Annotated in this window: 25 protein-coding genes; 10 read left to right on the top strand and 15 right to left on the bottom strand. The window is 62.1% G+C overall.

From position 1 onward, the window contains the following. Positions 1–136 precede the first annotated feature (136 nt). Positions 137–1,219 carry a flagellar biosynthetic protein FliO gene (locus AC1DUY_RS13625; RefSeq protein WP_478114886.1) on the top strand — a complete coding sequence of 361 codons (1,083 nt, stop codon included), beginning with the start codon at positions 137–139 and terminating at the stop codon, positions 1,217–1,219. Beyond that, positions 1,216–1,968, top strand: coding sequence for a flagellar type III secretion system pore protein FliP (fliP, locus tag AC1DUY_RS13620; RefSeq protein ID WP_115029880.1), 753 nt, complete (start codon positions 1,216–1,218; stop codon positions 1,966–1,968). The genes AC1DUY_RS13625 and fliP overlap by 4 nt, the downstream gene beginning before the upstream one ends. Before the next feature lie 13 nt (positions 1,969–1,981). On the opposite strand, the gene AC1DUY_RS13615 is transcribed toward fliP, so the two are convergent. The 5 genes from AC1DUY_RS13615 to fliL form a co-directional block, all read right to left on the bottom strand. After that, complete coding sequence (locus tag AC1DUY_RS13615; protein ID WP_478114884.1) at positions 1,982–5,662, bottom strand: tetratricopeptide repeat protein; 3,681 nt, start codon at positions 5,660–5,662, stop codon at positions 1,982–1,984. A 98-nt stretch (positions 5,663–5,760) separates the two neighbouring features. Next, positions 5,761–6,531, bottom strand: a complete 771-nt coding sequence (locus AC1DUY_RS13610; protein WP_089265175.1) for a MotE family protein — start codon at positions 6,529–6,531, stop codon at positions 5,761–5,763. After that, complete coding sequence (locus AC1DUY_RS13605; RefSeq protein WP_089265176.1) at positions 6,528–6,965, bottom strand: DUF6468 domain-containing protein; 438 nt, start codon at positions 6,963–6,965, stop codon at positions 6,528–6,530. Before AC1DUY_RS13605 ends, AC1DUY_RS13610 begins: the two co-directional genes overlap by 4 nt. Further along, positions 6,962–8,161, bottom strand: a complete 1,200-nt coding sequence (fliM, locus tag AC1DUY_RS13600) for a flagellar motor switch protein FliM (RefSeq protein ID WP_410001823.1) — start codon at positions 8,159–8,161, stop codon at positions 6,962–6,964. The genes AC1DUY_RS13605 and fliM overlap by 4 nt, the downstream gene beginning before the upstream one ends. Positions 8,162–8,179: 18 nt before the next feature. Continuing rightward, on the bottom strand, positions 8,180–8,671 hold the full coding sequence (gene fliL, locus AC1DUY_RS13595; protein WP_093756619.1) for a flagellar basal body-associated protein FliL: 492 nt from the start codon (positions 8,669–8,671) through the stop codon (positions 8,180–8,182). Between the two features lie 362 nt (positions 8,672–9,033). Here fliL and flgF point away from each other — a divergent pair, with 362 nt between their 5' ends. The 4 genes from flgF to flgH are packed head-to-tail and all read left to right on the top strand — an operon-like array spanning position 9,034 to position 12,517. Further along, positions 9,034–9,798, top strand: coding sequence for a flagellar basal-body rod protein FlgF (flgF, locus tag AC1DUY_RS13590; protein ID WP_093756620.1), 765 nt, complete (start codon positions 9,034–9,036; stop codon positions 9,796–9,798). Positions 9,799–9,810: 12 nt separating this feature from the next. After that, entirely contained in the window at positions 9,811–10,599 is a 789-nt protein-coding gene (flgG, locus tag AC1DUY_RS13585) for a flagellar basal-body rod protein FlgG (RefSeq protein ID WP_089265180.1), read from the top strand. Between the two features lie 11 nt (positions 10,600–10,610). Continuing rightward, a complete protein-coding gene (flgA, locus tag AC1DUY_RS13580; protein ID WP_478114880.1) occupies positions 10,611–11,759 on the top strand; it encodes a flagellar basal body P-ring formation chaperone FlgA in 1,149 nt (382 codons plus the stop codon). A gap of 5 nt (positions 11,760–11,764) precedes the next feature. Further along, positions 11,765–12,517: a flagellar basal body L-ring protein FlgH gene (gene flgH / locus AC1DUY_RS13575; RefSeq protein ID WP_478114878.1), complete on the top strand. Its 753-nt coding sequence runs from the start codon at positions 11,765–11,767 to the stop codon at positions 12,515–12,517. 134 nt (positions 12,518–12,651) lie between these two features. On the opposite strand, the gene AC1DUY_RS13570 is transcribed toward flgH, so the two are convergent. The 4 genes from AC1DUY_RS13570 to AC1DUY_RS13555 form a co-directional block, all read right to left on the bottom strand. After that, positions 12,652–13,440 carry a 2-keto-4-pentenoate hydratase gene (locus AC1DUY_RS13570; protein ID WP_478114876.1) on the bottom strand — a complete coding sequence of 263 codons (789 nt, stop codon included), beginning with the start codon at positions 13,438–13,440 and terminating at the stop codon, positions 12,652–12,654. Between the two features lie 138 nt (positions 13,441–13,578). Next, positions 13,579–13,842, bottom strand: coding sequence for a hypothetical protein (locus AC1DUY_RS13565; protein ID WP_120291376.1), 264 nt, complete (start codon positions 13,840–13,842; stop codon positions 13,579–13,581). 202 nt (positions 13,843–14,044) lie between these two features. Beyond that, a complete protein-coding gene (gene dksA / locus AC1DUY_RS13560) occupies positions 14,045–14,455 on the bottom strand; it encodes an RNA polymerase-binding protein DksA (RefSeq protein ID WP_068735634.1) in 411 nt (136 codons plus the stop codon). 250 nt (positions 14,456–14,705) lie between these two features. Next, positions 14,706–15,116, bottom strand: coding sequence for a flagellar assembly protein FliX (locus AC1DUY_RS13555; RefSeq protein WP_478114873.1), 411 nt, complete (start codon positions 15,114–15,116; stop codon positions 14,706–14,708). A 327-nt stretch (positions 15,117–15,443) separates the two neighbouring features. Here AC1DUY_RS13555 and AC1DUY_RS13550 point away from each other — a divergent pair, with 327 nt between their 5' ends. The 4 genes from AC1DUY_RS13550 (at position 15,444) to AC1DUY_RS13535 (ending at position 17,978) form a co-directional block, all read left to right on the top strand. Beyond that, the gene (locus tag AC1DUY_RS13550) at positions 15,444–16,568 is read left to right on the top strand and encodes a flagellar basal body P-ring protein FlgI (RefSeq protein ID WP_089265184.1); all 1,125 of its coding nucleotides are present in this window, start codon (positions 15,444–15,446) and stop codon (positions 16,566–16,568) included. Next, positions 16,568–16,915, top strand: a complete 348-nt coding sequence (gene flgJ / locus AC1DUY_RS13545) for a flagellar assembly peptidoglycan hydrolase FlgJ (RefSeq protein ID WP_478114871.1) — start codon at positions 16,568–16,570, stop codon at positions 16,913–16,915. The genes AC1DUY_RS13550 and flgJ overlap by 1 nt, the downstream gene beginning before the upstream one ends. 17 nt (positions 16,916–16,932) lie before the next feature. Beyond that, positions 16,933–17,427 (top strand): hypothetical protein, encoded by a 495-nt coding sequence (locus tag AC1DUY_RS13540; RefSeq protein WP_478114869.1) that lies wholly within the window; start codon positions 16,933–16,935, stop codon positions 17,425–17,427. Positions 17,428–17,591: 164 nt separating this feature from the next. Then, positions 17,592–17,978, top strand: coding sequence for a hypothetical protein (locus AC1DUY_RS13535; RefSeq protein WP_439072480.1), 387 nt, complete (start codon positions 17,592–17,594; stop codon positions 17,976–17,978). Between the two features lie 9 nt (positions 17,979–17,987). Here the strand turns inward: AC1DUY_RS13535 and AC1DUY_RS13530 are convergent, their stop codons facing one another. The 6 genes from AC1DUY_RS13530 to AC1DUY_RS13505 all read right to left on the bottom strand — a co-directional run bounded on the left by AC1DUY_RS13530 (position 17,988) and on the right by AC1DUY_RS13505 (position 26,254). Beyond that, complete coding sequence (locus AC1DUY_RS13530; protein WP_478114867.1) at positions 17,988–18,347, bottom strand: hypothetical protein; 360 nt, start codon at positions 18,345–18,347, stop codon at positions 17,988–17,990. A 95-nt stretch (positions 18,348–18,442) separates the two neighbouring features. Then, positions 18,443–18,808, bottom strand: coding sequence for a flagellar biosynthesis regulator FlaF (flaF, locus tag AC1DUY_RS13525; protein ID WP_089265189.1), 366 nt, complete (start codon positions 18,806–18,808; stop codon positions 18,443–18,445). A 3-nt stretch (positions 18,809–18,811) separates the two neighbouring features. After that, on the bottom strand, positions 18,812–19,189 hold the full coding sequence (gene flbT, locus AC1DUY_RS13520) for a flagellar biosynthesis repressor FlbT (protein ID WP_089265190.1): 378 nt from the start codon (positions 19,187–19,189) through the stop codon (positions 18,812–18,814). A 256-nt stretch (positions 19,190–19,445) separates the two neighbouring features. After that, entirely contained in the window at positions 19,446–21,728 is a 2,283-nt protein-coding gene (locus tag AC1DUY_RS13515) for a DUF1522 domain-containing protein (protein ID WP_231079898.1), read from the bottom strand. Between the two features lie 382 nt (positions 21,729–22,110). Further along, a complete protein-coding gene (locus tag AC1DUY_RS13510) occupies positions 22,111–24,348 on the bottom strand; it encodes a DUF1522 domain-containing protein (RefSeq protein WP_120291378.1) in 2,238 nt (745 codons plus the stop codon). Between the two features lie 283 nt (positions 24,349–24,631). After that, positions 24,632–26,254 carry a flagellin gene (locus AC1DUY_RS13505; RefSeq protein WP_478114864.1) on the bottom strand — a complete coding sequence of 541 codons (1,623 nt, stop codon included), beginning with the start codon at positions 26,252–26,254 and terminating at the stop codon, positions 24,632–24,634. Positions 26,255–26,258: the final 4 nt, after the last annotated feature.

Below are 26,258 nucleotides of genomic sequence, written 5' to 3'. Positions count from 1 at the left end.
ATTAACCAACGGCAGGTTCTGCCGTGGGGCGTTAACAGATGGGGCGTGATTCACGCTGCGTGCGGGGCGTGCGGGGGTATGACACCTCCAGCTCTGGACGTGGACGTTGCAGCCCCCCTGTCTGGCTGGGGACTTTATGATGCAATCATCGGTGCAATTTATCTTGGCCTTCGTTGTCGTGCTGGCGCTGATCGGGCTTACCGCCTGGCTGGTGCGCCGATTCGCTGGCAACCGGCTGGGCAACAACACCAGCCGCGGGCGCTTGCCGCGACTCGCGGTGATCGATGCCGCCGCCGTGGACGGCCGCCGCCGCCTGGTGCTGGTCCGCCGCGACAATGTCGAACACCTGCTGATGATCGGTGGCCCGTCGGACATCGTCGTCGAGCCCAATATCGTCCGCGCCATGCCCGGCCGCGAGCAGGCCCCGCAGCGCGGCGGCCTCGCCGCCGATGTGGCAAGCCGTGGCCCATCGCTGCCTGAAGCCCCGAGCTGGGCAGAGAGCAACGACTCCGGCTTCGATTCCGAACCGCATGTACCGGAGCCAGCGCCGCGTCCCGCGCGCCCCTCCTTTATCGAAGAGCCACGCCGCCCGGCCGCGCCTTTGCCGGAGCGTCGTCCCGATCCGGTGGCCAGCCTAGCGCCGGAACCTGCGCCGCGCCCCGAACCGGCCCCACGCAACGACCTTTTCCCGCAGCGGCCGATTCCGCGAAGTGAAATGCCACGTGCCGAGATGCCACGTAGCGAGCCAATGATGCCGCGCCCGATGCGTGCCGATCCGCCGATCCGCACCACGCCGCAGCCCCGCACGCCGGACCGTCCCGTCGCAGCAGCACCGACACCGCCCGCTCCGGTTGTTGCTGCCCCAACGCCCGCCCCGATCGTCGCGCCATCCGCACCGACGCCAGCCCCTGCGCCCGCTCCGGCAGCACCCGTGTCGTCTGCCGATCAGAACCTCGCCGATATGGCGCAGCGCCTCGAAGCAGCCTTGCGCCGCCCTGCCGGCGAAACCCGCCAGGATGCGCCTGAGCCCCGGGTCGGCGCTCCGTCGGTGGCGCCTGAGGCACCATCGATCCGTCCGGCTTCGCGATCGCCGGAAGTCTCGATCGCCAGCCCTGCCCGTGCGGAGGCGCCGCCAGTCGTCCCGCCGGTCAAATCGGGTTTTGAAAATCTCGAAGACGAGATGGCCTCCCTGCTGGGACGGCCAAAGTCCAGTTCGTGAGTTCGGCGAACCTCCCGCGTAGAGTATTTTTCCTTTCAGTTCTGATCGCCGCCGGGACCCTCACAGGTCCCGCGATGGCGCAGGACATCAGCATCAATCTCGGCGGCGGTGGCGGCGGCGTCACCGAACGTGCGGTGCAGATGATTGCGTTGTTGACGGTGCTGTCGATCGCACCGTCGATCCTGATCATGATGACGTCATTCACACGCATCGTGGTCGTGCTGTCGCTGCTGCGCACCGCATTGGGTACAGCGACGGCTCCGCCGAACTCGGTGATCATCGCGCTGGCGATGTTCCTTACGGCTTTCGTGATGGGACCGGTGCTACAACGTTCCTATGACGACGGTATCAAGCCGCTGATCTCCAACGACATCACCGTCGAACAAGCCCTGGTGCGTGCATCCATTCCGCTGCGCGGCTTCATGCAGAAGAACGTGCGCGAGAAGGATCTCAAGCTGTTCATGGATTTGTCGGGCGAGCCAATTCCAGCGACGCCTGACGACCTGTCGCTCCGCATCCTTGTGCCGGCCTTCATGATCTCCGAGCTGAAGCGCGCTTTCGAGATCGGCTTCCTGCTGTTCCTGCCCTTCCTGATCATCGATCTCGTGGTCGCCTCGGTCTTGATGGCGATGGGCATGATGATGCTGCCACCGGCGGTGGTGTCACTGCCGTTCAAGCTGATCTTCTTCGTGCTGGTGGATGGCTGGTCGCTGGTCGCCGGCAGTCTGGTGCAGAGTTACGGACAGTAGCGAGGCTTATCCTCTACCGCGTCATCTCGATCTTGCGGACATTGACCAGCGGTCGCGGCGGCACCGAGCCGGTCGGCATCGGATCGGCACTGGCACCTGGCAGGATCGCCTTGGCGCTGCTTTCGGGGAAGCGCGTCTTCATCTCGCGCAGGAAGCCGTCGAGCGTATCGACGGACGCGGCCATCTTGGCAATGGCGGCAAATTCCGAAGAGTTGGTCGAGGTCGGCTTGCTCGCGGTGTCGAAGGCGATCTTGTCGGCACCGACATTCATCAGCGGCGCATACTTTTCGCGGAAACGCGCGAGACCGAGGGCGTCTTCCGCCAGCGCATAACCCACGACAGCACGGATGATGTCACTCTTTTCGCTTGGCGTCAGCGGCGAGAAATCCCGCCAGCGGTCGCCATAATAGAGTTCGATCTGCTCTGAGGCCTCGCGCCAGCGCCGCGACGACCAGTAGATATCCGAGCGGAGCCGGATCGCTTCGCGCCCGGTGACATGAGAGATGATGTCGAGCGCCAGTTCGCGGCGGCCGATGTCGCTCTGTGCCCGCGCCTCGAGCAGCAGCCGTTGTTGACGTAGCTCGCCATTGAGATCGGCGATCCGCGTGGTGCGCAGCGCGGCGATGGCGCGGTCGGGCTTGCGGCTCATCAGATAAACCATCGCCAGACGTGCAGCGACCTGCGAGCGCGCAGCGCCTTCGAGACGGTGATCGACCTGATACTGCAATAGCTCGGCGGCCTGATCGAGCAGATCGACAGCTACGAGACGATCTGCAAGACGGCGGATCATCTCGTCACCGCGACGGCCGATCGGTGTCAGCTCACGAAACTCGTAGAACATCGCCAGCGCATCGACCGGCGGCAGACTGTCACCCTTTGGCGACAGATAGATCTGCGAGAATAGCGCCTGAGCTTCGTCCTGCACCTGGCGCGCGGCTTCGCTGTTGGCCTGGCGCTCGGTGGCTGTGCGGGCAGCCAGCAGCGAGTCATTGTAGCGGCCGAGTTCGGCATACATGCGTGACAGGATCTGCAGCACCTGCACTTCCGTGCCATCGCCGCGCCATGTCACCGCCAGCACTTCGAGATCATGCAGCGCGTCCTCGCTGCTGATCTCGTTGCGCTTCTGGCGCAAATTGATTTCGCGCAGCTTGGCTTCCGCTGCGGATTGACGATCCACCGACCCGGTGACGTCCTGATACTTCGACAGCGCATCCTTCTCCCGGCCGAGCGCCTCATCGAGCCAGCCGCTGAGCAGCATGGCCGCGGGCTTGATCTCCGGCGAGATGCCGACCGTTTCGAGCTCACTGCCGCGCGACGACGCGCCCGCATAGTCCTTGACCTCGAGCGAGGCCCGCAGCGCCAGCATCAAGGCCGCGCGTTGCAGATCGGCCGGCAGCGCGGCGAGCGTGAACTCGGCATTTTTGAAACGCTCGCGCGCCTCGACCCATTTTTCCTGCTTGGCGTAGGCGAGCGCCTTCCACAATTCGCCATCGTAACCCGGCCCGAGCACCGGATTGGCGATATCCTTCAGGGTTTGTTCGGGACGCCCCATCATCGCGCTGGCCACCGCATGAACGATCAGCGCGACAGGGCTCTCCTCGCCGACCTTGGTGTCCGCGATCGCGAGATCGGCGACGCCCTTGGCCTCGTGGTACATGCCGCGTGCCATGTAGAATTTGGCCAGATCCATCCGCGCCTGCGGCAGCGAACTAGCTTCGGCTGATGACATCGCGTCAATCAACTCGTCGAAGCGCGCGTTGAACGGGCCTTCCTGATCCTTGCGCCACTGGCCGACATCGAAGATCGGCCGGGCGACCGTCGAGGCGCGCTGCGGCGCCGCATCGGCTGCCGACAGCGTCAGGCCGCCGGGCTTGGTGAGCATCACCTTGTCGATACTGGCTTCAACGGACACGTCGTCGGAGTTCACCTGAACCACGACGCCGTGAATCGATTCCAGCAACGAGAATTCAACGAAGTCCTGGCGGCGGATAAATCCGCGCGATGGTGGCAACGCGGTGATAATGTTGAGCGTATCGCCCGCATCCGGGTCGACCAGGCGATGTTTCAGACCGGGCTTGGCCAATGACACCTGCACGCTGGCGCGCGTGGGATCGGCAATGTTGCGCACGGCGGACAGCGGCTGCGACGGCGTCTGACGTGTATCGGCCAGCATCAGCGACCAGGCCTGTCCCGCGCCGGCAGGATCGTCGGTCGTGAGCGAAGCCAGTTGTGGGCGATTAAGGCGGATGCGGATCGCCTGCCCCTTCTCCAGCGGGATCGTGCTCACATCGGCAATGATCGATCCGCTGTCGCGGCGGATCGGCGCGGTGTCGATGGGCCGCGTCGAATCTGCCACCAGCCACAGGATATCGCCGCGACGAAACAAAGCGACCGGCGTTTGCGATGGAAAGGCAAAGGCTATGCGCACGCCGTCGCTGCTGCGCTTGACCTCAACCGGCATGCCCGCCGGTTCGGTCGGCGCAGCAGCAACGGATGCAGCAGCGGGGGCCGCCGCAACGACAGGCGCAGGCGGCGCTGTTTCTTTGGCAGGAGCTACGACAACAGGCTCGGCTGCCGGCGCAGGCTTGGGTGATTCAGCGACCTTGGCCGCCTCGGGCTTTGGCTCTTCCGGCTTCGCTGCCGCGACGGGCGCTGCCGGTGCAGCCGTCGCAACCTCGACCTTCTTCTCCGGAACGATCTCTTTTGCGATCGTCTCGGAGGTCGGCGGCACGATCTCGCCGGAGCGCTGTGCCGGAACGCTGGCGGGCTTCTCGACCTCGGTAGGCTTCGCCGCGACCGGCGGTTTCTCGTCCGCAGGAGCGGCCACCGGCAGCTTGGCCAGCGGCGACGGCTTTTCATTCTGCTGGAAGCCGATGTCGACGACGTAGCTCTTGTCCTCGCGGAACGACTTCACATCGACGTCGCCGATCAAGCCGATCTCGACGGCGGTCCGGTTGCCGTCCATCGCCTGACCGATCGATGCGACATTGGCGGGTGCAGACAGTTTGGCATCGGCGAGATCGAACACCAGACCGGCATTGAAGGTCAGCGTCAGCGTCTTCTCGTTCAGCACCGACGACACACCGACGCCGCCAGTCTCGAACACGAAGCGCACGAAGGTCGGCTGCACGGATGCGCGTACGCGGATCGGCGGCTTCTTCTGGCTTTCCGCGGCAGCGCGTTGCTGGCGCAAGGCACGCTCTGCCGCGCGCGCACGCTCCGACAATTCCTTGACCACATCCTGCGGCAAACCGGGCGGCATGCCCTTCCAGCTGTCGGGCAACAGATCGATGAAGATGCGCTCACCCGCCGTCATCGAATTGACGGTCACCCTGCGTGACAAAGCGAGACGGATCGCCGTGCCATCGGGATCGCGGCGTGCGGAGCCGATATAGTCGGGGGCGGCATCGCCGAGAATCTCGACAGGAATATCGACCGGCCGCTTGAAGCGAATGACGAGAATGGTGCCGGCTTGCGTCACCTCGGACTCCACGTCCTCGGCAAGCTTCAGCACGATGCGGCCATAGCCGCCCGACGTGCCCATGCTGGCGGTGCCCCTCACCGCTTGCGCAGATGCGGCATCCGGGAACGACAGCGCAAGACAGACAATGCCCGCGACCACCACGCAACGTCGAACGGCCCGCGTCCATGCGCGAGCTTGCGTCCAACATGCAACGGCAGCCGTCCGTGCCATTCAGAAGTGTCTCTCAGCCCGATGCTCGAAGGACGACCAGTCGCCCGCCCTGTGTTGAATCTAGATTCCGCGCTCTAAGGATTTGTTAATTAATTTCTTTAATTCCGGCCCTGCTGGATCGGCCTGCCTTCGATCTTGGGCAGTTCGACCGCCGCGGCAGATCGTTCGCCGCCCGAGGCGCGGCGCGCCAGTTCAACGGTGAGGCGTTCGGCGGCTTCCGGCTGCATCAGACCGAGAATGTCGGACATCTTCCGAGGCGCAATCTGCGAGGCGATCTCGAACAGCACCGGCATTTCCAGCCGGTCGAAGATCTTCGCCGCGTCCTTCGGCTTCATGCTTTCATACATGGTGACGATACCCTTGAAGCGGGCGGCATCGACTTCGCTCTTCTGGTCGTTCGCCGTCTTGATACCGGCTTCGACGCCCTTCAATTCATCGACACGGGTTTCGATGCGCTTCTCTGCAGCCTTCAGCAGGCTCTCGCGAATGTCGATCTCGCGTGCACGCGCTTCCAGCTCCTGACGGCGCGCTTGCAGCCGTTCGAGGATCGCCCGTTCGGCCGGCGAGATTTGAGGAGACAGTTCGACAGGCGGGTTGCTGGTCGGTTCGATCGCTGCAGGCGCCGCTACCGCGGGCTTCGGCTCTTCCTTCTTGGCTGACACCGAGCCGGTAATATCGCCGTCCACTGGCTTGCCGCCCGGGAAGTTGAACATCTCCTGCGCCCACGATCCTTTCGTAGGCTGCGGCTGCGGATCGTAGTTGAACACGTAGCCGCCATCGATCACCAGGCCGGCGATCTTGAGAATCGCCAGCCCGAAAACCGCCACCAAGACGACAGGAAGAATACGAACGTCCCGAAAAGCTTTCATGCAGCGATGCCGTCAGGCCTCCTCCGTTCGGCAAACGCCTGCGCTGCCGCGGCATTGGCCCGCGCTGCGGATACCCGCGGCGCATCAGGGTCGGTTTCGGTGAGCGGCCGTGCCGCCACCGCAATCTTCGACAGCCGGCGCACGACAGCGTCGCTCTCGGCGAGCTGGGCTTTCAGTTGATCGGCCAGCGCCGTTGCCGCCGAAATCTGGCTGCCCAGATTCTCATTGACGTCGCGCACGGTAAGCTTGAGTCCGCCGATCGCACGCTCGGCGATCTCGGTCACGGTGATGAGCTCGCCGATCGTGGCCTTCAACGATTGCTCGTCCGCCTTGAGGCGCTTCAGGCGCTTATTGAGCAACATGCAATAGGCGATGGTCAGGATCAGAAGCACCGCAACCAGGCTCTCGATCACAATTCCTAATGAATGACTCATTGTGCCTCCATCAATTTAGTTTGCTCATCAGCCTTCTCAAACATGGCGAAGGTTGTGTTAGGCTTGCGTAATTGTTTCGTGACTCTAATGGCAACGCGGTCGCCGACACGGCCCATGCGACCTTCAGTCAAGGTCACGGCTCCACAACGGACGGCAACAAGGGCATCCGCCCGCATTTCCAGCGGCAGCGTATCACCCACTTTGAGAAGCATCAGCTGCTTCAACGGGATCTCCGCCTCATACAGCACGGCGTCGACGGCGATCTCGGCCTGAGCAATTTCAGTGGCGAGATGGCTTTCCCAGATCGGATCACGGCCGAATTTTTCGCCCATGAACATCTGCATGAGCACGGCGCGGATCGGCTCGATCGTCGCATAGGGCAGCAGCAATTCGATATTGCCGCCGCGATCTTCCATGTCGATATGCAGGCGCACCAGGATGGCGGCATTGGCTGGACGGCTGATGGCGGCAAAGCGCGGATTGGTCTCAAGCCGGTCGATGGTGAAGGCCACGGGCGACAGTGGCCGGAACGCCTGCTCAGCATCCGCCAGCACGACTTCGATAAGGCGCTTCACCAGATTGGTTTCGATGGTGGTGTAGGGACGGCCCTCGATGCGCAGCGAAGCCTGACCGCGGCGGCCTCCGAGCAGCACGTCGATCATCGAATAGATCAGGCTGGAATCGACGGTGGCGAGACCAAAATTCTCCCACTCCTCTGCCTTGAACACGCACAGCACGGCGGGCAGCGGAATCGAATTCATATAGTCACCGAAACGCACCGAAGTGATGCGATCGAGCGAGACTTCGACGTTGTCGGAGGTGAAATTGCGCAGGCTCGTGGTCATCAACCGCACCAGACGGTCGAACACGATTTCGAGCATCGGCAGACGCTCATACGACACCATCGAGGAATCGATGATGGCGCGAATGCCGGAATTCTCGTCGAGATGAACCTCGTTGACGCTGAAGCCGAGGAGGTTGTCGATTTCTTCCTGCGAGAGAACGCGCTCGCCGCCGTTCTTGCCGCCGCCGATATCGCGACCGCCGTCCTCGACCATGGCGGCCCATTGCTCCGCCATAGTGCCGGTGAGTTCGTTTTCGGCAGCCGCTTTCGCCGCCTCAACGGGATCCTCTGAATCCAGAGACGCTTCCCATTCGGCGGCAATTGCGTCCTGATCGACCTGTTCGGTAGACATCAGCCTAAATCCAATTCCTCACTGAATGAGGATTTCCTTGAACAGCACAGCGTTCACGTGATGAGGAGAGATCGCGGCATTGACGCGCCGCGTCAGCTCTTCCTTCAGCCGGAACATGCCAACGGAGCCGTTCAGATCGGTGGTGCGCAGTTCGCGCAGGTAAACCTGGAACATGTCGGTGATGCGCGGCATCGACGGCGTGATCTGCGCCACGAGCGGCGCTTCCTTCACCTCGAGCACGATCTTGGCCTTGAGATATTGCACGCGCTCGCCCGGCTGACCGGCAAGGTTCACCAGGATTTCCGGCACATCGATGAAGGCGAGCGGCTTCGCAGCCGGCGCCGCCTCTTTCTTCTCTTCCTTAGGGTGCCCCTTCAGGAAGAACCAGCCGCCACCGCCCGCTGCAAGCACCAGCACGCCCGCGACGATTGCGATCAGCTTGAATTTGCTCTTGGGAGCTGCCGCCTCGTCCCCGGTCGGGGTGCTTTCTGAAGTTTCCGTATCCGCCATCGCCTGCCCGTCCGGGGTTGGGATGAGCTCGATGCTGCAAAGCAGGCAATAAAGACGCGATACAAATGCTGCCAGCGCCCAAGGCCCTGTGTGATCGTGACGCTAGGTCGCAATGGTTAACGGAATCTTTCTTTTGACGCTCAACTAGGAAAATTCTGCCGGCAAATATGGTCAACAAGACCTTTCTGCCGCCTGCTTTCGCGCCCTGAAAACCACCAACAAATTGAAAAATATCAGCTTTTTGACTTGGCACGGCTTTCGCTAAGTAGTCTGCGAACCGCGGCTTGGGAGAGCTGTGCGGTTTACGGGATCCGCGGCGAGCTTGGGAGAGCGACCCGCGCGAACTTAGGGGAGAACCACCGATGGAGAATATGCTTCTCGTCGGACTGTCACGGCAGATGACGCTTCGGCGTCAGATGGACGTCGTGGCGAACAACATTGCGAATATCAACACGAGCGGCTTCAAGGCCGAGCGGACGATTTTCGAGGAATATCTGAGCCCGGCCGCCCGCGAAGACAACTTCGTCGGCCGCGACCGCCGCGTGTCCTTCGTCCAGGACCGCGCCACGATGCATGATTTCACCGGCGGCGCGACCGAGCAGACCAAGAATCCGCTGGATATTGCCATCGACGGCAACGCCTTCCTCGCGGTGCAGACCCCGAACGGCGAGCGCTACACCCGCGACGGCGGCATGCAGATCAATTCGCAGGGCCAGCTCGTGACTGCATCGGGCGCACCGGTGCTCGGCGCCAATGGCCCGATCGTGTTCCAGCAGACCGACCACGACATCAACATCTCGCAAGACGGCACGGTCACGGTGCTCGAAGGCATCAACCGCATCGACTCCGTGCGCGGCAAGATTCGCATGGTCAACTTCGCGCAGCCCCAGCGGCTGGTGAAGGAAGGCTCCAACCTGTTCTCGGCCGGTCCCGGCGCCAATCCGCAGCCGTCCACCACATCGAAGCTCAATCAGGGCTTCATCGAAAAGTCGAACGTCAGCTCGGTCGTCGAAATGACCCGGATGATCGACGTCACCCGCGCCTATACCGAGCTGTCCAACATGCTGCAGTCGCAAGGCGACGCGCGGCGTTCCGCCATCGAAAAACTTGCCGACGTTCCGGCTTAAGGAATCTGACCCATGCGCGCTCTTTACACTGCCGCGACCGGGATGGCGGCCCAGGAACTCAACGTCCAGGTCATCTCGAACAATATCGCCAACATGCGCACGACCGGCTTCAAGAAGCAGCGTGCCGCATTCCAGGACCTCATCTACGATCACGTTCGCCGCGTCGGTGCGCAAGCATCGGATCAGGGCACGGTCATTCCGGTCGGCGTCGACATCGGCGGCGGTGTGAAGACCGTCGGCACTCCGCGCATGATGACTCAGGGCACGCTGTCGGCGACCGGCGGCGATCTCGATATCGCGGTCCGCGGCGAAGGCTTCTTCAAGATCCAGCTCACCGATGGCACCTTCGCCTATACCCGCGATGGTACGTTTTCCACTGACCAGCAGGGCCGCATCGTCAACCCGCAGGGCAACCTGCTGCAGCCGACGATCTCGATTCCCCAGGCGTCGTCGCAACTCTCGATCAATGCCCAGGGCCAGGTCTCGGTGATCGTACCGGGCTCGACGACCCCGACCGTTCTCGGCCAGATCAGCCTCACCCGCTTCATCAACAAGGCCGGTCTCAATTCGATCGGTGACAACCTGTTCACCGAAACACCTGCCTCCGGTCCGCCGCAGGACGGCGTCGCCAATGCCGACGGCTTCGGCGACATGCAGCAGCGCAACCTCGAAATGGCCAATGTCGAAGTCGTCACCGAAATTTCGGACCTGATCGCTGCGCAGCGCGCCTATGAGATGAACGCCAAGGTCATCAGCGCGGCCGACCAGATGCTGCAATCCACCGCCGGCATGTTCCGCTGAGGAGAATGATCATGACATCAGCCATGCGTTCGCTTCTCCTCGCCACCGCCCTGCTCGCTGCAGCGGCCACCGCTGCGCTCGGCCAGGCGCAGCGCGACGAGGTCATCGCATCGCCAACGCTGCGCGCCAATGTCACCGTGTCCAGCGACGTGGTGCGGATTGGCGACGTCATCGACAATGCCGGCCCCACCGCGCAGATCGCTATCTATCGGGCGCCCGATCTCGGCACCGTCGGCACGCTGTCAACCGCGCAGGTCATCGCGGCGTTGCGGCAGCATCAGGTGATTGGCGTCGATACACGCGAGCTCAAGTCCATCACCGTGACGCGGCTGTCGCGTAGCATCGAGAGCAAAGATATCGAGAACCAGGTCGCGCAGGCGCTGGAGAACCGCCACGGCCTTGGTGCCGCCGCCAATCTGAGCCTGACCTTCGATCGCGAAGTCCAGGGCCTGCAGCTTGACGCCAGCAATACCGGCGCACTGCAGCCTGTCGCGGCCCGCTTCGACGCACGTAGCGGCCGTTTCGACGTCACCTTTGCGATCGGCAACGATTCCAATGTATCTGCCACCAAGCTGCGTTTCACCGGCAGTGCCGTTGAGACCGTGGAAGCGGCGGTGCTGGTCCGCGGCGTCGAACGCAATGAAGTGCTGAAATCTTCCGATGTTGTCATCGAGCGTCGCCCGAAAGCCGAAGTCGGCAACGATGGCGTAACGCGCGACCGCGCCGTGGGCATGCAGAGCCGCCGCCAATTGCGCGCCGGTCAGGCAATCCGCAATGCCGACCTCGCCAAGCCTGACCTCGTCACCCGCGATCAGGCGGTGACGCTGATCTACGAAACCGCCGGGCTCTACCTCACGCTCCGCGGCAAGGCCATCGAAGGCGGCACCGAAGGCGACGTGGTCAATGTGATCAACCTGCAGTCCAAGCGCACCGTCTCCGGCGTCGTGGTCGGCCGCGGCCAGGTCGCCGTTTCCGCTCCGTCGCCGCGTCTCCCCGCGCAAGTCGAAGCTCCCGCGCCAACTCTTGCCCCAACCCGCGAGTCCCTCCCGTCCGAAAAAATCTCCCAGGCCAGACCTCCCCTGGCCAACTCTCCCGCTGCCACCTCTCCCGTCGCGCTCGCTGCCAACGACCACGTGCCTGTTTCTCGAAAAGCTGAGTAAAGTTGATGTTCCAGTTCCATCGTCCCTTCGCCACCGGCGCTGCGCTTCTGACGGTCGGCCTTGCTGCCAGCGGCTGTTCATCGATCGACCGTCTCGCGTCCATCGGCGAGAAACCCGCGCTCACGGCGATCGAGAACCCGACGACGCAGCCCGGCTACAAGCCGGTGCAGATGCCAATGCCGAAGCCGGAGGTCGCGTCCTACAACGCCAACTCCTTGTGGCGCAGTGGATCGCGCGCGTTCTTCAAGGATCAGCGCGCGCGCCAGATCGGCGACATTCTGACGGTCACCGTGAACTTCACCGACAAGGCCAATATCGCCAACGAGACCCAGCGCAGCCGTACCAATACGGAAAACTCGGGGATCACCGACTTTGCGGGCAGCAAACTGCTGACAGGTTCGGCGGCCTCGGTCCTGCCCGGCCGTCTGCTGACGGCTGATGGATCGTCGTCGAGCGACGGCAAAGGATCGGTGGCGCGGCAGGAAGCGTTGCAAACCAGCGTCGCCGCTGTGGTCACGCAATTGCTGCCGAACGGCAACCTCGTAGTCGAGGGCAAGCAGGAGATCCGCGTCAACTACGAGATCCGCGAAMTGATCGTCGCCGGCATCGTGCGTCCGGAAGACATTCAGAGCGACAACACCATCGACAGCGCCAAGATCGCGCAGGCCCGCATCGCTTATGGCGGTCGCGGTCAGATTTCGGATGTCCAGCAGCCGCGCTACGGCCAGCAAGTGATGGACGTGCTGCTGCCCTTCTAACGTTACGAACTCCCACATCTCATCGTGCTCCCACGCGATGAGATGTTCACGCGCGGCCTTCCGTCAGCTCCCCTGGCGGAAGGCCGTCGTCGTTCTGGACAGACTCCAAATGCGGTCAGGCGAAGCGCTGAACGTCAGCTCTTGAAATCCACCTCGACGCTGCCCAGTCCGAGCAATTCCATTCGGACGTGATCTCCGGCATTGAGCCACGCCGTTTGCACTAGGCTGCCCGTCAGTACGAAGTCTCCGGCGCGCAATATCTTGTCTCGGGCCGCGAGATGGTTGGCAAGCCAAGCCAGTGCATGATGTGGATGACCAAGAACATCGGCGCCATTGCCGCGCCCCACTTCCGTGCCGTTAACGACGGCACGTCCAATCACCGACAGAAGATCAGGCGCCTTGCCACGAGTAACAGGCGCACCCAGAACACATCCTGCCGCAAAGAAATCATCTGCGATCAGTGTCGGCGCATCCATACTGCGCCAGTCCGCATAACGATCATCGACGATCTCGATAGCCGGATGGTAGGCATCGATCGCTGTTGCGACGTCATCAGCTGTGAACGGCTCGCCCGACGGCATCAGATCGCTCGCGAGCTGGACCGCAATTTCACACTCCACGCCGACATGTACATAATCGTTGTAGCGCAGCGACGTTCCGGCGGCATGAACACCGCTCATATAGAGTCCGCCGGCGCAAGGATGCGAAATACCGAGATATTGCTGCATCACCGCGCTTGTGCAGCCGATCTTGTAACCGACCTGCAAGCCGAAATCGGGCGACAGCAAATTGTGAAGCGCGTCCTGTACGCGATAGCCATCGGCCTCGTCATGCGGGACCGCGTCTGGCGGCAATGCGGCGAGCGGCGTGCGGTTATGGCGGACGTAAGCCAGGATTTCGGCGATCGCGAGATACTTTTCCATCGGCGGTCCCTTCGCTCGTCACACGGCTCATGCCGACATATGACTAACGGGTAGCGACCACCATCCTGCTTGGCAACGTTGCGCAGCGTTGCTGGCGCGAACCGACGCTCGCGCCACTCAACTCCTCGATTCTGGAGTTCAGCCGAAGACCCTGGTCAGGTCTTCATGAAGCCGACGCATCCCCGCAGGCCCGGTGAAGATCTCCTTCACCTCGGCCAGAGCCTCAGTAGTCAGGACATCTTCAGAACGCCGGCCCTGCGCAGCAGTCGCAAGGATGCGCGAGGCGATCGCGGCCTGATTGCAGGAGGTGCGGTGCTGCTCCGGCACCCTTGCGACTACCTTTTGAAGAACATTCCGCATCAGCGCGATCGTATCGGGATCATAAGAGGCAGGCGCAGCCATTGTTCATCCTCCCGTTTTTTTGTGGATCCAGCCTACGTCCTATCGGCGAATGATGACGTTCATATTCCCGTGTTTAAGAATGTCGCCGTGCTGCAGTGCAGTCATCGCAGATCACTGCATCGCACAGCATGCGTGATTGCCTTCCGGAACTCCGAAATGAAAAACGGCCGCCCGATGGGGCGGCCGTTTGGTATCGGAAAGACTATTCGTCGCGATAAACCTTTTCGCGCTTCTCGTGGCGCTCCTGAGCTTCCACGGAGAGTGTTGCGATCGGGCGGGCTTCTAGCCGCTTGAGCGAAATCGGCTCGCCGGTCTCCTCGCAATAGCCGTAGGTATTATCCTCGATGCGCAGCAGCGCGGCGTCGATCTTGGAGATCAGCTTGCGCTGCCGATCACGTGCCCGCAGTTCGATGGCGCGGTCGGTTTCCGACGATGCACGGTCGGCGAGGTCGGGGTGATTGACGTTCTCCTCCTGCAAAGCCTGCAGGGTGAGTTTCGATTCACGGAGGATTTCTTCCTTCCAGGCCAGCAATTTCGCACGGAAATAGTCGCGCTGCCGGTCGTTCATGAAAGGCTCTTTTTCGGAGGGGCGATAGCTTTTCAACTTGTCCAAGGCCAATCCATCTATGCGTGCAAGGCGCCGGAAATGACCGGCCGCGCCGCAGCTTATATAGCTAGGTCATGTGACAGACAATAACGTCAGGATACCTCCGGAACGGCCATCCACCGCCGGGTTTCAGGGCCGGAACCGTGCAGCTGCAGCACGTGGCCCCCCTCGGCCCGGTCTTTGGTCAAAGGGCTGTGTGAAGGGCGAGACGGTACCTTGTGCGGCTCCAGCCGGACTTGGGGCCGCTCCGAACGGATCAGACCTGGCCGGCCTTGGCCAGCTCAACTTCGACCCGCAGTTCGATCTCGGACAGCACGGCGTCCAGACCGGGCTCGCCGGATGATTCCTTGAGGTTGGCTGCCGCACTGCGCAACCGCGCCACCATGGCCGGAGTGATCGAGCCCGTGAGCAGGCCGATCTTGAGTTCGTCGAGGACATCGAGCGCACCGCGGCCGCGCTTCACCGAGCGCTTGCGGCGCTCCATGGGATCTTCGACGCTCTGCATGGCCAGAAGCGCATCGATGCTGTTGGCCGCCCGGGGCGCTACGGTCGGTTTGGTCTCGGAGGTGGGTGTCGCATCAGGCAACGAAAACCCGGTCGAACTGGTTTTCTTCGCTCCTGACGACGGGGCTCCGAATGTAGTGCCGTTCGGTCCGTAAATGCGCATCGGCGTGTCCAGCAAGGGTAATGGCCGATCCCGGCCCACGGCGGCTTGCCGTCCGCTCAGTACCATCGCGAGCGTAAACGGACCTCCAACCGGAAAGGTCGTCTTTTATGGTTAATCAATCGTAAACGGCCCGGCAAAATCTGCCGCAGGCGGCACTTTCGCCGGAGCGCAAGCCGCTTGTCCAGCCCCAGAGCCTTTATCATTCACATTATAAATCAACGTCTTATACCGATTTAGAACGCTGGCACGGCACTCGCATAGTGAAGGCTGGATCGTCGTCATGGGAGTGGCGAGCGGTCCAGTGAAGACCTCAGCGGGGAGCAGAGGATGCCGAGCCTACCTTCGATCCGATTCTGTCAGACGGCCTGTGCGGTGCTGCTCGTGCTGCTCGTGCAGGCGGTGTCGGCACATGCGACGTCGCGGATCAAGGATCTCGCCAATATCGAAGGCGTCCGGCAGAACCAGCTGATCGGCTACGGCCTCGTGGTCGGCCTCAACGGCACCGGCGACACCCTCAACAACATCCCGTTCACCCGCCAGTCGCTGCAGGCGATGCTGGAACGCATGGGCGTCAACATTCGTGGCCAGACGCTGCGCACCGGCAACGTGGCCGCCGTCATGGTCACCGGCAACCTGCCCGCCTTCGGCACCCAGGGCACCCGGATGGACGTCACCGTCTCGGCGCTCGGCGATGCCAAGAACCTCACCGGCGGCACCCTGCTGGTCACCCCCCTGCTCGGCGCCGACGGCAACGTCTACGCCGTTGCCCAGGGTTCCCTCGCCATCAATGGCTTTGCCGCCGAAGGCGCTGCCGCCAGCATCACTCGCGGCGTGCCCACCGTTGGCCGCATCGCCAATGGCGCCATTATCGAGCGCGAGATCGAATTCGCGCTGAACCGCCTGCCCAATGTGCGCCTCGCTTTGCGCAACCCCGACTTTACCACGGCCAAGCGCATTGCCGCCGCGGTCAACGACTTCCTGGGATCCAAGACCGCCGAGCCGATCGATCCCTCCACCGTGCAGCTGTCGATCCCGCCGGAGTTCAAGGGCAACGTCGTCGCGCTGCTCACCGAGATCGAGCAGCTACAGGTCGAACCGGATCTGGCCGCCAAGATCATTATCGACGAACGTTCCGGCATCATCGTGATGGGCCGCGACGTGCGCGTCGCCACTGTCGCCGTGGCGCAAGGCAATCTCACCGTGACGATTTCGGAGAGCGCCAATGTCAGCCAGCCCAATGCTTTCTCCAACGGCCGCACTGTCGTCACGCCAAGCACACGTGTCGGCGTCACCGAAGACGGCAAGAAATTCGCTCTGGTGAAGGACGGTGTGTCGCTGCAGCAGCTCGTCGACGGTCTCAATGGCCTCGGCATCGGCCCGCGCGACCTGATCGGCATCCTGCAGGCCATCAAGGCCGCAGGCGCCATCCAGGCCGACATCGAGGTGATGTGATGAACGTCAACACCACCGTCGCCGCCTATCAGGCCAAGCACCCGACCATCAATGGCCGCCCCGATCAGAACCTGATCGATGCGCTGCAGAAAGTATCGCCGCAAGCTCAGGCCAAGACGCGCAAGCAGTCCGAAGATTTCGAGGCGATGTTCATCAACACGATGTTCTCGCAGATGACATCGGGCATCAAGGGCGAAGGCCCGTTCGGCGACACCACCGGCACCGGTGCCTGGCGCTCGATGCTGACAGACGAATATTCGAAGTCCTTCGCCAAGGCCGGCGGCGTCGGCATCTCCAACGAAGTCTTTCGTTCACTCATCATCCAGCAAGCCAATCGCGCCAGCTGATCGCAGAGGACACCGCCATGAACAATGCGCAACGCCAGCAAGCCGCCCCGATCGTCGCACCGCGTTCGGTCGCGACGCTGATGGAAGCCCGTCAGCTCGCCGACGAACTCATGAAGGTGATGAACGAGCTGCTCGCCATCATCGAACAGGAGACAACGCTGGTCCGCAACGGCCATATCCGCGAGGCTATCAAGCTCGAAGCTCCGAAGGCGGACATTTCGCGTCGCTACATTGCGATGATCTCGCTGCTCAAGATCAGCCAGACATATCTCGCGCAGACGACGCCCGACCTGCTCTCGGCCTTGCGCAAGCACCATGACGTGTTCCGTGCGATGCTGCAGGTCAATCTGACCGTGCTCGCCACCGCGCATGCAGTTTCGGAAGGCATTGTCCGCGGCGTCAATGCCGAGGTTCAGAAGCGTAATATCCCGCAGACCTATACGGCGGCCGGTCGGCAGGCTCAGCCGGGCCGGGTCAACATGACGCCCATTGTCGTCAGTCGGTCACTTTGATCGTATAACCGATCATACGGCCGCGGGCGCGTGTGATGCGCCGCGGCATCGCTATCTTTTGACTTAAATTGCAGCGCGCAAGTAAGCACCGGATTCAGCCGTCCGGTGCATAATGTCGTTTGGGAACGGGTCGGGATTTATCGAATGGAGCCAGGAGGGCTGCCATGGGTGCCGACTTCAATATCAAACCGGTGGGGGCACCGGTTGCCACGCCAGTGATACGACCCGCACCAGAAGCGGTGCGTGAAGCTGTGCCTACGCAACTCCCCCCGGACAAGACCGTGTCAGCAGCGCCCCGTGTACTGCAGCCGAACATTTCTGCGGCGAACTACCAGCAGATGGACAGCGAACGCATCTCCAAGGAAGTCATCATCGACAAGGGCGCAGGCGAGATCGTCTTCGTGTCTGTGGACAAGAAGTCCAACCAGGTGATCGACCAATATCCCGAGGAATCGCGACTGCGCTCCCGCGCCTATCTGCGCGCTATGGACACGCTGAAGCAGGACGCAAAGTTGCTTGATCGACGTATGGAAACGGATCGCAGCGTCTAACTGCGCTGATCACGTATCGCGCGTGGCGTAGGCCGTATCGAGATAGGTGCTGCCAGTCGCGGCATCGGTCACGACGGTCTTGATGATCGCCTTGTTGTCGCCGTTGAGCTGGAACTTCGTATCGCCCACCCGGAACGAATTATCCTTGATCAGCACCTGCTGATACTTGACGGTTCCTTCGCTCTTGTACTTCACCTGAGCACGAAAGCCGTCGACCTGCGAGATGGCTATTTCGAACTTCTTGCCGTTGGCGTATTTGCCTTCCCAGCTACCCTTATAGGTTTCGGGATCCACCGCCACATACTTACCTGCCGTGACCGGCACGGTGGTCTTGTAAGCCGTCGAAAGAATGCTCAGAACGTCTGCCATCTCAGCCCCGTCGCGCGCGGTTTCGAATCGCCCGCTGATCCCGCGCTATTAGGCATCGCCGATCATTAAGCTATCGTTACGGATTTCAGGGAGGCTCACGGACGCCCGGACAGACCGGCGGCGATATTGCGATTGATATCGATTAGCGACTGCAGATGTTCGACCTGGCGAACGTGCTGCAAGGCAGTGCACTGAGTCAGCACGAAGATGCCGATATTGGCGATATTCTGGCGGATCTCGATCGATTCGGGATTCTGGTCATTGATGGCATCGCCAACGAAGATCGACCAGAGCTTACGATTGAACAGAAGAGCTTCGTCGAGACCAGCATCGGTATGGTCCCAGTTTGCCACAACGTCCTGAAGCTTGCGCGCTGCTTTCAGAAGGGCTTGGGCTTCGATGTCTCTCGGTGTCGCCGTGGTCTGGGCAGTACGCGCGTAGGCTTGAGCACCGATCGACATTCGCTACCTCAAAAACTCTTCTTCCCGCTTGATCAGCGGACGCAATTCCTTGAGTGCTTTGTAAAGCGCGCCGCTTAAAATAAGCTTACTAACGTCCTCAATCGTCTCGCGAAAACTCGGAACCGCTTCGATCAATTCCTTGATGAAGCCGAGATATAGCTCCTGATACGCCGGGATATCGTTCTCCAGATACATCATCTGCACGCAGAGATAGACTCGTTTGACCGGCGTCGTAGCAGTCTCCGCCGTCAGAATATCCTTCTCACGCATGATCGGTGCATCGCCATCAATCAGGAACGCCGTGCGCGTATCGGAATTGGTGATCACGCTCTGACCGATGATGATTCGTTCACCCGGCTTCAGTTCGACTCGCAAAGGCATTCAGCTCTCCTCCCCCGCAGCGGCCGTGAGGCCACATGCAAAGCCAACGGTATCTGGTGCCACGTTTCGGGCGGGCATGCACTATCCAGGAACCCCGAAAATACGCCTGCGATTCGAATAATACCAGCGTTCCGCGACCGGCGTCTTCAGTCTGGGGAAAGCCAGGATGCCGGGCGACACCCCGCTGACTACCCCGACCAACGAAAAACGGCGGAGTTTCCCCCGCCGTTCGGTGATCTCGGTGCGGCCGCCAGACTTACTGGAGCAGCTTGAGCACGCTCTGCTGCGACTGGTTGGCCAGCGCCAGCGCTGAGACGGCGATCGACTGCCGGGTCGACAGCGCCTGGCTGTTGGCGGCTTCCTCGTTGGTGTCGGCCAGCGTCAGGTTCGACGATCCGGTCTGCAGCACGTTGATCAGGTTCTTGGCGAAGTCCTGACGGATCTGCACGATCGAGAGATTCGAGCCGAGCGCCGAAGCCAGCGAGCGCAACTGCGTGCTGGCCATATTGAGCTGGCTCAGTGTCTGGTTCGTCGACGCGTTGTCGATGAAGTCGCTGCCTGAAATGAGCGTCGGCAGGCCCAGACCGGCGGGCGTCAATTCCGAGCCGGTGATGTTCAGCGTGGACTTGCCGGTTTCGTTGAACACCAACTTCAGCGTATCGCCGGCCAGCAGGTTGACGCCGTTGAAGGATGCATCCTGCGACGTCGTGGTGATCTGGGTGATGAGGTTATTGTACTGCGCAACCAAGTTGGCGCGGGTCGACTGTGACGGCAGATCGACAAGCGGCGGCGCAGCGCTGGTGAAGCTCAGCGCCGACGTCACGGTGCCGCCCATGGTGCCGCCATCGAGCACCGAGCCCATGGTCGACGACGCGTAGTCGTTGCCCGCCGCGATCACCAGCTTGCCGGTCGCATCGACCGTGGCTGCCAGATTGTTGGCGGCCAGTGCGACGTTCAGCTGAGCGAGCGTCTTGACGGTGCCGTTGGAGCCGTCGCCGAATGTAATATTGACCGGCGTGCCACCCTTGAACGACGTGAAGGTCAGCGTCGTGCCGCTGATGCCACCGGGACCTGCGGCGCGTGCCGCAGTAAACACGGTCGACGTGCCGGTGTTGCCGGCGAGGCCGAGTGCCGAGAGAGCATTGCCGCTGCCGCTGATCGACAGGTCCTGGATCGTGCCGGTGCTGATCTTGAACGTGCCATTGGCGGCAACGGTCGATGCGGTAGAACCCTGCGTGGTGGTCAGAGCGGCGACGCCAGTCGCGGCGTTATTGACCGCAGTCTGCACGCCGGTAGCGAGATCAATGGCCGTGAGAACGTCGGAGATCTTGCCGCCCTGGAGATAGACCGTCGTGTTGCCACTACCGTCCGTGACGAGGTTGGAGCCGACCGGCGAGCCGGAGCCGGCCGGGATGTTGGCCGCTGCCGGAACGGACGCATCCTTGAACGTGATGGTCTTGCCATTGACGTAAAGTGTCGAGCCGCTCTGGATCAGATTTCCGATGGTGCCCGGAGCCGTCGTGCGCGATTGCGAGACGGAAACCGTTCCGGCGCCGACCGATGTCGTCAGGCCGAGCTGCTTCAGCAAATCCGCCTTTCCACTGATGTTGAGATCCGAACCCGTGGACGTCGACAGCGTGAGGACGCCGGCGGCAATCGATGCGACGGTGCCGGACGACGCTGAAGCCGTCGCGACGCCGTTGGAAATGACGGCTTTCTGCACACCGCTAGCGAGATCAATGGCCTTGGTCAGGTCGGCCACGCTACCGGTCGGGGCGCCCGCCGTACCGAGATAGACCGTAGAGTTGCCGTTGCCATCGGTAACCACGTTAGTATTGACGCTATCGACGCCAAGCCCCACGGGAGCGGTGGCCGCGGTGGGTGCCGGCCCGGTTCGGAAGGTGATCGTCTTGCCGTTCACCATCATGGTGTCGCCGTCGTTCGGCTGTGCCGTGGCGCCGATGGTCGCCGCGCCGGCAGGCGTACCGATCAGTTTCAACGTGCCGGACAGCGACGCCGCAGTACCGGCGCCGTCAGGCGCGGCCGTACCGATCAGCGATGCCGCCACGCCGCCCAGCGTGGTGCCTCCAGTGACCGGCGTCGTACCGCCGGCCGTGCCGTTATACACCGCGTTGCTGGTAGCCGTCGCGCTGGCGAAAGTCTGGGTGCCGCGCAGATCGTCCGGTGTTGCGCCCGCGATGGTGGTGGAGACGTTCGACTTGGTCGAATAGCCCACGGGGGTCTGCAGCGCCTGATTCGCGAGCGACTTCGCGGTATCCACGAGCTTCTGCAGCGAGGTGATGCCGGTATTGGCCGCCTGCAGGATCTGCACGCCGTTGCCGATGCCGTCGAGAAGATTATTGATGTCACTGGCGCGGCTATCGAGGCCTGCAGCCGTGAAGAAGTTGGTCGGGTTGTCGAGGGCCGTATTGACCTTCTTGCCGCTCGCCAACCGGTTCTGGGTGGTCGACAACAGATCAGCGGTGGATTGCAGCGAAAGCAGATTCTGACGAACTGACGCCGAGAGAACGACTGACATGTTGTAACCTTCCTGTTCCCCGCGCATGCCGACCTTCGGGTCGCATTGCGCATGGTACGTCTGGGACGAGACTCGGTCTCGCCGCGACGCTGCCGGTGAAGTTTGACGCCCTTCTGGAAGAGGAATCTCGGCCCGCCTGATGGCGATCCCGGATTAAACGCGGTCGATTCTCGACCTACCTGCTTCCTACACGGGCCGAATATGACCGACGACCATTTAAGATATGGTTAACAGCGGATTAAGGCTTTCGTAAAACTGTCCCAAAATGGCAAAGGCCCGAAAAGCGTAAGCTTTTCGGGCCTTTGAGCAGCGATTATGACAACGAAAAACGGCGGGGCTTTCTGCCCCGCCGCCTGGTTTTCGTATGATCAGTGCGCCGTTATTAACGGAGCAGCTGGAGAACGCCCTGCTGCGACTGGTTAGCCAGCGACAGCGCGGAGACGGCGATCGACTGGCGGGTCGACAGCGCCTGGCTGTTTGCCGCTTCCTCGTTCGTGTCGGCCAGGGTCAGGTTCGACGCACCGGTCTGCAGCACGTTGATCAGGTTCTTCGAGAAGTCCTGACGGGTCTGCACGATCGAGAGGTTCGAACCGAAAGCCGAAGCCTGGGCACGCAGCGAGCTCGACGCGACGTTCAGGGTGGAGAGCACCTTGTTGGTCGCAGCGTTGTCCAGGAAGTCCGTTCCCGAGGTCAGGTTGGACAGGCCGAGGCCGGCCGGTCCGAAGTCGACGCCGGTGATGTTCAGCGTGGACTTGCCGGTTTCGTTGAACGTCAGCTTCAGCGTATCGCCGCCGAGCAAGTTGACGCCGTTGAACGACGCGTCCTGAGCGGTGGTGGCAATCTGGGTCAAGATGCCGTTGAACTGGTTCACGAAGTTGGCGCGAGTTGCCTGGGCAGTCGCGTCTGCAACCGGAGCTGTTGCGGTCGAGAACGACAGCAGGGTGGTTGCCGTGCCGGCAATGACACCGCCGGCCGTACCGCCCAGCGTCGACGAAGCGTAGTCGTTGCTCGCCGAGATGGTCAGCTTGCCCGAAGCGTCGATCGTCGCCGTCTGGTTGTTCGCCTGCAGCTTGGTGTTCAGCTGGTCGAGCGTCTTGACCGTGCCGTTGGTGCCGTCGCCGAAGGTGACGTCAACCGCGGTACCGCCGTTGAACGACGTGAAGCTCAGCGTCTTGCCGTCCACGCTGCCCGGGGTCGAACCACGGTTAGCCGTGAAGTTCAGCGCGCTGCCGGTGTTGCCACCGAGACCGAGTGCCTTCAGAGCGTTGCCGGTGCCGGAGATGCTGAGGTCGGACGTGATACCCGTGCTCAGCTTCAGCGTACCATCAGCGCCGATCGACGAGTTCGTCGTGCCGGCCGTTGTCGCGAGGGTAGCACCGCCCGCAGCAAGCGTTGCAGTCTGAGTGCCGGTGGCGAGGTCGACAGCCTTCAGGATGTCCGCAACAGTCGCGTCACCCAGATAAACAGTCGAGTTGCCCTTGCCGTCGGTTTCCAGCTTGCCGGACACGCCGGTGTGAGTTGCCGAAGCTGTCGGAGCATTGCCGGCCGCAAACGTGATGGTCTTGCCGTTCACGTTCAAGGTCGAACCAGCTTCGATCAGCGTGCCGAGCGTGGCAGCCGAGGTCGAGCGATAGGCCGTAACAGACGCATTGCCCGAACCGCTCGAAGAGGTCAGACCGAGCGACTTCAGCAGGTCGGCCTTGCCGTCGATCTGCAGGTTGGCGCCGGTGGTCGTCGTCAGAGCGATCGAACCACCAGTGATGGTCGCAGCCGCGCCGCTCAAAGTCGCAACACCGTTGGCAACCGAGCTAACGGTACGAACACCGCTCGCAAGGTCGATAGCGTTGGTGACATCGGCCACGTTCGTCGTGGCGTTCAGGAGGACGGTCTGGTTGCCCGAACCATCGGTTACCGTGTTGCCACTATAGCTAGATCCGGTCGGGATCGTGCCGGCGGTCGGGGCCGCGCCCGTCTTGAAGGTGATGGACTTGCCATTCACTGTCAGAACGTCGCCGTCCTTGAACGCCGAAGCGGTTGCGTCAGCCGCGAGAGCACCGGTCGCACCGTAGAGCAGTGTAGCGCCGGTGATGTTCGCCGGGGTACCCGCGTTGTCCTGGACAACCGAGCCGTTGAACGTACCAGCCACGCCACCGAGCGTGTCGGCGATCGTCGCAACAGTCGTGCCGCCAGCGGTACCGTCGACCAGCACGTTGCTGGAAGCAACAGCGTTGCTGAACGAGGCCGTGCCACGGAGATCAGACGCAGTCGCGCCAGTGATCGTGGTGGAGACGTTCGACTTGGTGGAGTAGCCGCCGGTGGTCTGCAGCGCTTGGTTGGCGATCGACTTCGCGGAGTCGACGAGCTTCTGCAGCGAGGTGATGCCGGTGTTGGCAGCCTGAATGATCTGGACGCCGTTGCCGATGCCATCAAGCAGGTTGTTGATGTCGCTGGCGCGGTTGTTCAGGCCCTGGGCCGTGAAGAAGTTGGTGGGATTGTCGAGCGCCGAGTTGACCTTGTTACCGGTCGAGAGGCGGTTCTGGGTGGTGGAGAGGAGATCCGCGGTCGACTGCAGTGAGAGCAGGTTCTGACGGACGGAGGACGAGAGTGTAATGCCGGACATGTTTGGTTACCTTCCTGGTAGACACAACGAGCGACCTTCTTGGTCGACATGGGGAAGATGACGCTGAGGTTCTAAAATTGCGTAAAGGGAATTGTGCGGATTTAGCGCTCCCTGTGCGTGTGTTTGACTACCTGCACGCGTCCCCCAAAACGACAAAGCCCGACTCGTAAAAGTCGGGCTTTGTCGTTTGTTATCAGTGCTTTTGTATCGTTGGGGGGTTGGGCTTCCCGGATTTTGACGAGGCGACCAAAACCCGGCGAAGTTGTAAACACGAAGCAATTCGTTAAAGAAACTTAACCAGGCTCATCTGATAAAGATTTGACGTTGTCTGATACGAAGCCTGCAAAGCGGTCTGCAGCGCCAGAATTTTGGTCGCGACCTCGTCATCATTGATGCCCTCGATGGAGTCGAGCATCGTCTGGGCCATCGCCTTGGTCTGCACCTGACGATCCGTAGTCGACTTGATCGATGCCTGCGCGCCGGCGAAGTCGGCCTGGATGTCCTGGATCGTCTGCTGGCCGGGGATATCCGCCAGGTTCTGCGCCACGCGCTGGTTCAGCGCCGCGATCTGCGCGCTGGCGTTCTTGGCATAGCTCGCATTGCCGAGTTGTGCCGGATCGACCGCCACGGCCGCGAACACGGCGACTGTCTGTAGTTGCGCGCGCAGTGCCTGCTCGTCGGCGCGCGCGCCATATTGCACCTTGATCGATGTATCGACCTGGGAAACTGCCGATCCGCGGGCCGAGCCGTTGGCAGCCGTGTCCTGCTCGCCCTGATACCAGATCACGGTATTGTCGGCCGTGCCGGCAACGAGCGTGGTCGCAGAGCCGAGTGGCGTCGACCCGACGCGCAGCGGCGGCTGGTCGAAGAAATTGTCGCCAGCCTCGATCGCAGAGGCCGCCACCATCGGCCCGTTGGCGAGATCCTTCATGGCTGTGCCGAGCGCGGTATTGAGATTCGCTGCGGTCGCCGTCGATGACGGCGCCACCGGCGGAACGGCGTTCGGCTGACCGGGATCGATCAAGAACGAATTGGCTGGCAGAGGTGTCTTATCCGATGCGGTCAGGACGATGTCTTCCTTCGTGCCATCCGGCATCGTGAAGGTGAACTTGACCTGATCGCCAACACTCGGGTTGGTCGCCCCGAGGTCGATCGACATCGATTTCTGCACGGGCGTTGCCGGCGGCGTCGGCGGAACGGTTGCGGGCAGGTCGACCGGCTGGGTGACCGTCGCACCGGCAATCGTCGTGGACACACCTGTGACCTTCATGCCGAATGGCTGCGCCACAGCCGGCGGTGCCGGCGTCGCGTCCTCTTCGGAGATCACCACCGAGGTCACCGGGGTTCCGACTGCGCTGCCAACGCGCCCGTTTGCGTTGACACCAAGGTCGGCCGTCCTGCGCTCGGCGATCACCTGCTTGAGGCCGGCGACGAGCGCACCATTGCCGTTCATGATCTGGTCGGCGGGAGCGACAGGCGCCGTATCGGTGGCGCGGCCGGAGAACAGGTAGCGGTCACCCGACCGCGCATTCAGCATATCGACGGAATCGAAGAAGCCGAGCGAAGCGGTCTTCTGCCCCGGCGTCTGACCGGTATTGTCGAAATTGCTGCCGGCGCTGACGGCGGCGCCTTTGACATCCGATCCGATCGCCACGAGGCGCTGCAGCGACAGGTTCGCCACTCCGATGCGCGTGTTCAGATTGACCGCAGTATCGGCATAGGCCGCAACGCCACTGATCTGTGCGCGAAGCGCGATCGCGAGACTGCGACCGCTGCCCTGCCCTGCATAGGTGTTGGAGATCTTGCCGCTCGACAGCTGCTGCGTCAGCGCATCGAGCTGATCGCGCAGATTGGTAATTCCGGATCCGATATAGGATGTGCGTGAGCCGACACCGCTGATCGTCATGATT

The sequence above is a fragment of the Tardiphaga sp. P4_G1 genome (assembly GCF_056401215.1).
Note: the sequence above shows the minus strand (reverse complement) of the source record. Positions and strands in the feature narration are given on the sequence as shown.